The organism is uncultured Aquincola sp. (genome assembly GCF_964001545.1).
GTDB lineage: Bacteria > Pseudomonadota > Gammaproteobacteria > Burkholderiales > Burkholderiaceae_C > Aquincola.
Genome location: NZ_CAXFDV010000262.1, coordinates 1 through 6,156, shown reverse-complemented (window position 1 = coordinate 6,156; position 6,156 = coordinate 1). Strand labels below are relative to the sequence as shown.

Sequence of the window (6,156 nt, the reverse complement as noted above, 5' to 3'; positions counted from 1 at the left end):
GGTGCGCGTGGCGCTCAACCCGCTGGCGCTGGCGCGCTACGGGATCGCGCTGGACGACGTGCGCGCGGCCATCCAGTCGGCCAGCGCCAACCGGCCCAAGGGCGCGATCGAAGGCAACGGCCTGCAGCTGCAGGTCTACACCTCGCAGATCGGCCGCCTGGCCGAGGACTACCGGCGCCTGGTGATCGCCTGGCGCAACGACGCCGCGGTGCGGCTGGCCGACGTGGCCACGGTGAGCGACGGACCTGAAGACCGGCGCACGCTGGGCCTCTTCAACGGCAGCCCGGCGGTCATCGTGCTCATCACCCGCCAGCCTGGCGCCAACGTGATCGAGACGGTGGACGCGGTGCGTGCGCTGGTGCCGCAGCTGCAGGCGCAGCTGCCGGCCGACGTCACGCTGCATGTGGCCTCTGACGCCACCAACTCCATCCGCGCCTCGCTGCGCGAGATCGAGCTGACGCTGCTGATCTCCATCCTGCTGGTGGTGCTGGTGGTCAGCCTCTTCCTGCGCAGCGTGCGGGCCACGCTGATTCCGGCGGTGGCCACGGTGGTGTCGCTGCTGGGCACCTTCGGGGTGATGTACTTCCTGGGCTTCAGCCTCAACAACCTGAGCCTGATGGCGCTGACGGTGGCCACCGGCTTCGTGGTGGACGACGCCATCGTGGTGCTGGAGAACATCAGCCGCCACATCGAAGCCGGCCGCAACCGCTTCGAGGCGGCGCTGCTGGGCGCGCGCGAGGTGGGCTTCACCGTGGTGTCGATCAGCCTGTCGCTGGTGGCGGTGTTCATCCCGCTGCTGTTCATGGACGGGCTGGTGGGCCGCATCTTCCGCGAGTTCGCGGTCACGCTCAGCGTGGCGGTGATGATCTCGCTGGTCATCTCATTGACCACCACGCCGATGATGTGCGCCTGGCTGCTCAAGCCCGGCGCGGTGCAGCACCAGCCGGGCCGGCTGGCGCGCTGGTCCGAGGCGGGCTTTGCCCGGCTGCAGCGCGGCTATGCCCGCAGCCTGGACTGGGCGCTGCATGCGCCGGGGCTGGTGATGTTCATCCTGGCGGCGGTGGTGGGCCTGAACGTGTGGCTGTTCGCGGCGGTGCCCAAGGGCTTTTTCCCGCAGCAGGACACGGGGCAGATCAACGGCGGCCTGCGGGCCGACCAGAGCATCTCGTTCCAGTCGCTGCAGGCCAAGCTCAAGCAGCTGGTGGACATCATCCGCGCCGACCCGGCGGTCGATTCGGTGGTGGGCTTCACCGGCGGCTCGCGCGCGGGCAGCGGCTTTCTGTTCGTCAACCTGAAGCCGCTGGCCGAGCGCGGCGTGGGTGGCCAGGCGGTGATCGCGCGGCTGCGGCCGCAGCTGGCGCAGGTCAGCGGCGTGAGCCTGTTCCTCAACACCGTGCAGGACCTGCGCATGGGCGGGCGGCAGAGCAACTCCACCTACCAGTACACGCTCAAGAGCGACAACGCGGCCGACCTGCGCGACTGGGCGCTGAAGCTGGCCACGCAGATGCGCCAGCAGCCCGAGCTGACCGACATCGACACCGACCAGCAGGACAACGGCGTGGAGACCTTCGTCCACATCGACAAGGACACCGCCTCGCGCCTGGGCCTGAGCGCGCGCGACGTGGACACCGCGCTGTACAACGCCTTCGGCCAGCGCCAGGTGGCCACCATCTACGACGAGCTGAACCAGTACCGCGTGGTGATGGAAGTGGCGCCGCGCTACGCCCAAAGCCCGCTGGCGCTGAACGACGTGAACGTGGCCGCCGGCAACACCGCCAACCGCAGCACCACCACGTCGGCCACCGGCACCGACGCCGCCACGCTGGCCAGCAGCAGCACGGCCAATGCCTCGCTGCGCGATGCCTCCACCGGCTCGGCGGTGAGCACCAGCGCCCGCAACATGGTGCCGCTGCCGGCCATCGCCCGCTTCAGCGAAGAAAGCACGCCGTCGTCCATCAGCCACCAGGACGGCGAGCTGGCCACCACCATCTCGTACAACCTGGCCGATGGCGCCACGCTGTCGCAGGCGCAGGCCGCCATCGCCCGGGCCGAAGCCGAGATCGGCATGCCCATCAACGTGCGCGGCAGCGTGCAGGGCACGGCGGCCACCTTCCAGCAATCGCAGGGGCAGCAGCCGCTGCTCATCCTGGCGGCGCTGGTGGTCATCTACCTGGTGCTGGGCGTGCTGTACGAAAGCCTGGTGCACCCGATCACGGTGCTGTCCACGCTGCCGTCAGCCGGCGTGGGCGCGGTGCTGGCGCTGTTGCTGTTTCGCATGGAGTTCTCGCTGATCGCGCTGATCGGCGTGTTCCTGCTCATCGGCATCGTCAAGAAGAACGCGATCCTGATCATCGACTTTGCGCTCGATGCCGAACGGGCGCGCGGCCTCAGCGCCTTCGAGGCGGTGCGCGAAGCCTGCCTGCTGCGCTTCCGCCCCATCCTGATGACCACGCTGGCCGCCGCGCTGGGCGCGCTGCCGCTGGCCATCGGCTTCGGCGAAGGCTCGGAGCTGCGCCGGCCGCTAGGCATCGCCATCATCGGCGGCCTGATCGCCAGCCAGCTGCTGACGCTGCTGACCACCCCCGTGGTGTACCTGCTGCTGGACAAGCTGCGCCGCCGCCAACCCGACGAACACCACCTGAGCCGCCAGATCGATGCGGCGCCGGTGCCCGAACTGCCGCGATGACCCGACTGCCTTCTTCCCCCACCCGCCGCGCGCCGCCGGCCCTGGCCGCGCTGGCCCTGGCGCTGCTGCTGGCCGGCTGCGCCAGCACGCCGCTGCCTGCGGCCGGCCCGTTGCCGCCGCCCGCACAGTTCAAGGAGGCGCCACCGGCTGGCTGGCTGGCCGCCGTGCCGGCCGATGCGTTGTCGCGCGGCCCCTGGTGGCAGCTGTTCGGCGATGCGCAGCTGAACGACTGGCTGCCGCAGGTGCAGGTGTCCAACCAGAACGTGGCCGCCAGCGCGGCGGCCCTGGCCCAGGCGCGGGCGCTGGTGCGCGAACAGCGGGCGGCGCGTTTTCCGTCGGTGAGCCTGTCGGGCGGCGCCACCCGCAGCGGCGGCGACGGCTCCACGTCTGCGGCGCGCGAACGCTACAACCTGGCGCTGGGCGCCAGCTGGGAAGCCGACGTCTGGGGCCGCGTGTCGGGCAACGTGGCGGCGGCCGGCGCCCGCGCGCAGGCCAGCGAAGCCGACCTGGCCGCAGCCACGCTGTCGGCCCAGGGCGAGCTGGCAACCAACTACTTCTCGCTGCGCGAAACCGATGCCGAGATGGCCTTGCTGCGCGACACCCTGGCCGCCTACCAGCGCGCCGCCCAGATCGCGCAGAACCGCTACGACGCCGGCCTGGCGCTCAAGAGCGACGTGCTGCAGGCGCAAACGCAGCTGGCCAACACCGAGGCTGATCGGGTGGCGCTGGAGCGCAGCCGCGCGCAGCTGGAACATGCGATCGCGGTGCTGCTGGGGCGTGCGCCGGCCGACCTGACGATTGCAGCCGATGCCGCCAATGCGCCCTGGCGCGCCGAGCCACCGGCGGTGCCGGCCGGGCTGCCATCGCAGCTGCTGCTGCGCCGGCCCGACATCGCCGCCGCCGAGCGCCGGGTGGCGGCTGCCAATGCCGACGTGGGCGTGGCGCAGACGGCGCTGTACCCCAGCTTCACGCTCACCGGGCAGTACGGGCTCAACAGCTCGCGGGTGTCCGATCTGTTCAGCGCCTCGGCCGCGGCCTGGTCGCTGGGCCTGTCGCTGGCGCAGACGGTGTTCGATGCCGGCGCCAACCGCGCGCGCATCGAGCAGTCGCGCGCCGCGTGGGAACAGACCGTGGCCAACTACCGCCAGACGGTGCTCACCGCCTTCCAGGACGTGGAAGACCAGCTGGCCGCGCTGCGCTCGCTGGAGCGGCAGCTGCAGCTGCGCCGCACCGCTTCCGAGGCCGCCGACCAGACCGAGCAGCAGGTGCTCAACCGCTACCGCGCGGGGCAGGTCAGCTTCACCGAGGTGGTCACGGCCCAGGTGTCGGCGCTGTCGGCCCGGCGCAGCGTGCTGCAGCTCATCGTGCAGCGGCAGACGGCCACCGTCAGCCTGATCCAGGCCCTGGGCGGCGGCTGGCAAGTGCCGTCGGCGGCCTCCGGCATGGGGCAATGAAGGCGGCTCCTAGAATCCCCGGGTGTCTGAACGCCTCGACGTCCTCCCCCAGTACCTGCTGCCCAAGCAGGCCCTCACCCGCTTCGCCGGCGTCGTCGCCTCGGCCCAGGCGGGTGGCACCACCACCGCGCTGATCCGCTGGTTCATCGGCAAGTACGGCGTGAACATGGCCGAGGCCGCCGAGCCCGACCCCGCGCACTACGCCAGCTTCAACGAGTTCTTCACCCGCGCGCTGAAGCCCGGCGCCCGGCCGCTGGCCGATGCCGACTGGGTGTGCCCGGTGGACGGCGCGATCAGCCAGTTCGGCGACATCCGGCGCGACCAGATCTTCCAGGCCAAGGGCCATGCCTACAGCACCACCGCGCTGGTGGGCGGCGACGCGGCGCTGGCCGCGCAGTTCGAGCACGGCCACTTCGCCACGATCTACCTCAGCCCCAAGGACTACCACCGCATCCACATGCCGTGCGAAGGCCGGCTGCGGCGCATGATCCATGTGCCGGGCGACCTGTTCTCGGTGAACCCCACCACCGCCCGCGGCGTGCCGGGCCTGTTCGCCCGCAACGAGCGCGTGGTGTGCGTGTTCGACACGCCGCACGGCCCCTTCGTGCAGGTGCTGGTGGGCGCCACCATCGTGGGCAGCATGGCCACCGTATGGCACGGCGTGGTCAACCCGCCGCGCACCGGCCAGTTGCGCGAATGGACCTATGCCGATGGCCAGGTGATGCTGGCCCAGGGCGCCGAGATGGGCCGCTTCCTGCTGGGCAGCACCGTGGTGCTGCTGTGGCCGCGCGGCACGCTGCGTTTCAACCCGGTGTGGGCGCCGGCGGGCCCGGTGCGCATGGGCCAGCCGATGGCCAGCAAGGCCGGAGCCACCGCGTGACCTCGCGCCCGCCGCGCACCGAGCAGCAGGTGCGCACCGACCTGGCGGCGGCCTTTCGCCTGGCCGCGCTCAACGGCTGGGACGACACCATCTACACCCACCTCTCGGCCAACGTGCCGGGCGAGCCGGGGCACTACCTGATCAACACCTTCGGGCACCTGTTCGAGGAAGTCACCGCCAGCAGCCTGGTGAAGGTGAACCAGCGCGGCCAGGTGGTGGACGGCAGTGGCCGGCCGGTGAACCCCAGCGGCTTTGCGATCCATGGCGCCGTGCATGCCGCCCGGCCCGCAGTGGAATGTGTGATCCACCTGCACACGCCCTGGGGCGTGGCGCTGAGCATGCTGCCCGAGGGCCTGCTGCCCACCAGCCAGTACGCGATGCGGCTGCACGGCCGCCTGGGCCGCCATGCCTACGAAGGCCTGGCGCTGGGCGCTGAAGAACAGCAGCGCCTGGCCGAGCGGCTGGGCGCGCTCGACGGCCTGATCCTGGACAACCACGGCGTGCTGACCGTCGGCCGCACCGTGGCCGAAGCCTTCATGCTGATGCACCTGCTGGAGCGTGCCGCCCAGGCCCAGCTGCGCGCCCAGGCCGGTGCCCGCGCCGGCATCCAGGTGGTGGCCGACGACCTGGCCCAGCGCACCTGGCGCGAATGGGTGGGCAACGGCCAGGAATGGGACGGCGACCTGGAATGGCCCGCGCTGCTGCGCCGGCTCGACCGGCTCTCGCCCGGCTACGCCGACTGAACCTTCAACCTCAAGGAGACCCTCATGCCCACCATCCGCGTCGAGATGTTCGAAGGCCGCACGCTGGAACAGAAGCGTGCCTTCGTCCAGGCGCTGACCGAAGCCACCGTGCGCACCCTGGGCGCCAGCGCCGATTCGGTCGACGTGGTGATCACCGAAGTCGCCCGCCACAACTGGGCCACCGCCGGCCAGCTGTGGAGCGACAAGGCCGCCGGCACGCCGCCCGCGCCGGAGGCGGCGCCGCTGGCGGATTGACGCCCGCTGCTTTAGGCTCAGCGCCATGAGCACCCGCGAACTCAAGCTGGATCTGCCCGAGCGTCTGGCCAACGACGCCGAAGCGGCCGGGCTGCTGACACCCAAGGCCATGACGCGGCTGCTGAAGGAAGAGATGCG

The 6,156-nt window shown here is 71.3% G+C and carries 5 protein-coding genes; all 5 read left to right on the top strand.

Annotated features, from left to right (window positions below):
• Positions 1–2,686, top strand: a 2,686-nt coding sequence (locus ABNT58_RS09135) for an efflux RND transporter permease subunit (protein WP_348753181.1), incomplete at its 5' end; no start/stop codon positions are given.
• Positions 2,683–4,140: an efflux transporter outer membrane subunit gene (locus tag ABNT58_RS09130; protein ID WP_348753180.1), complete on the top strand. Its 1,458-nt coding sequence runs from the start codon at positions 2,683–2,685 to the stop codon at positions 4,138–4,140. The genes ABNT58_RS09135 and ABNT58_RS09130, both read left to right, overlap by 4 nt.
• Before the next feature lie 22 nt (positions 4,141–4,162).
• The gene (gene asd, locus ABNT58_RS09125) at positions 4,163–5,020 is read left to right on the top strand and encodes an archaetidylserine decarboxylase (RefSeq protein WP_348753179.1); all 858 of its coding nucleotides are present in this window, start codon (positions 4,163–4,165) and stop codon (positions 5,018–5,020) included.
• The gene (locus tag ABNT58_RS09120) at positions 5,017–5,763 is read left to right on the top strand and encodes a class II aldolase/adducin family protein (protein WP_348753178.1); all 747 of its coding nucleotides are present in this window, start codon (positions 5,017–5,019) and stop codon (positions 5,761–5,763) included. The genes asd and ABNT58_RS09120 overlap by 4 nt, the downstream gene beginning before the upstream one ends.
• Positions 5,764–5,787: 24 nt before the next feature.
• Positions 5,788–6,018 (top strand): 4-oxalocrotonate tautomerase, encoded by a 231-nt coding sequence (locus tag ABNT58_RS09115; protein WP_348753177.1) that lies wholly within the window; start codon positions 5,788–5,790, stop codon positions 6,016–6,018.
• Positions 6,019–6,156: the final 138 nt, after the last annotated feature.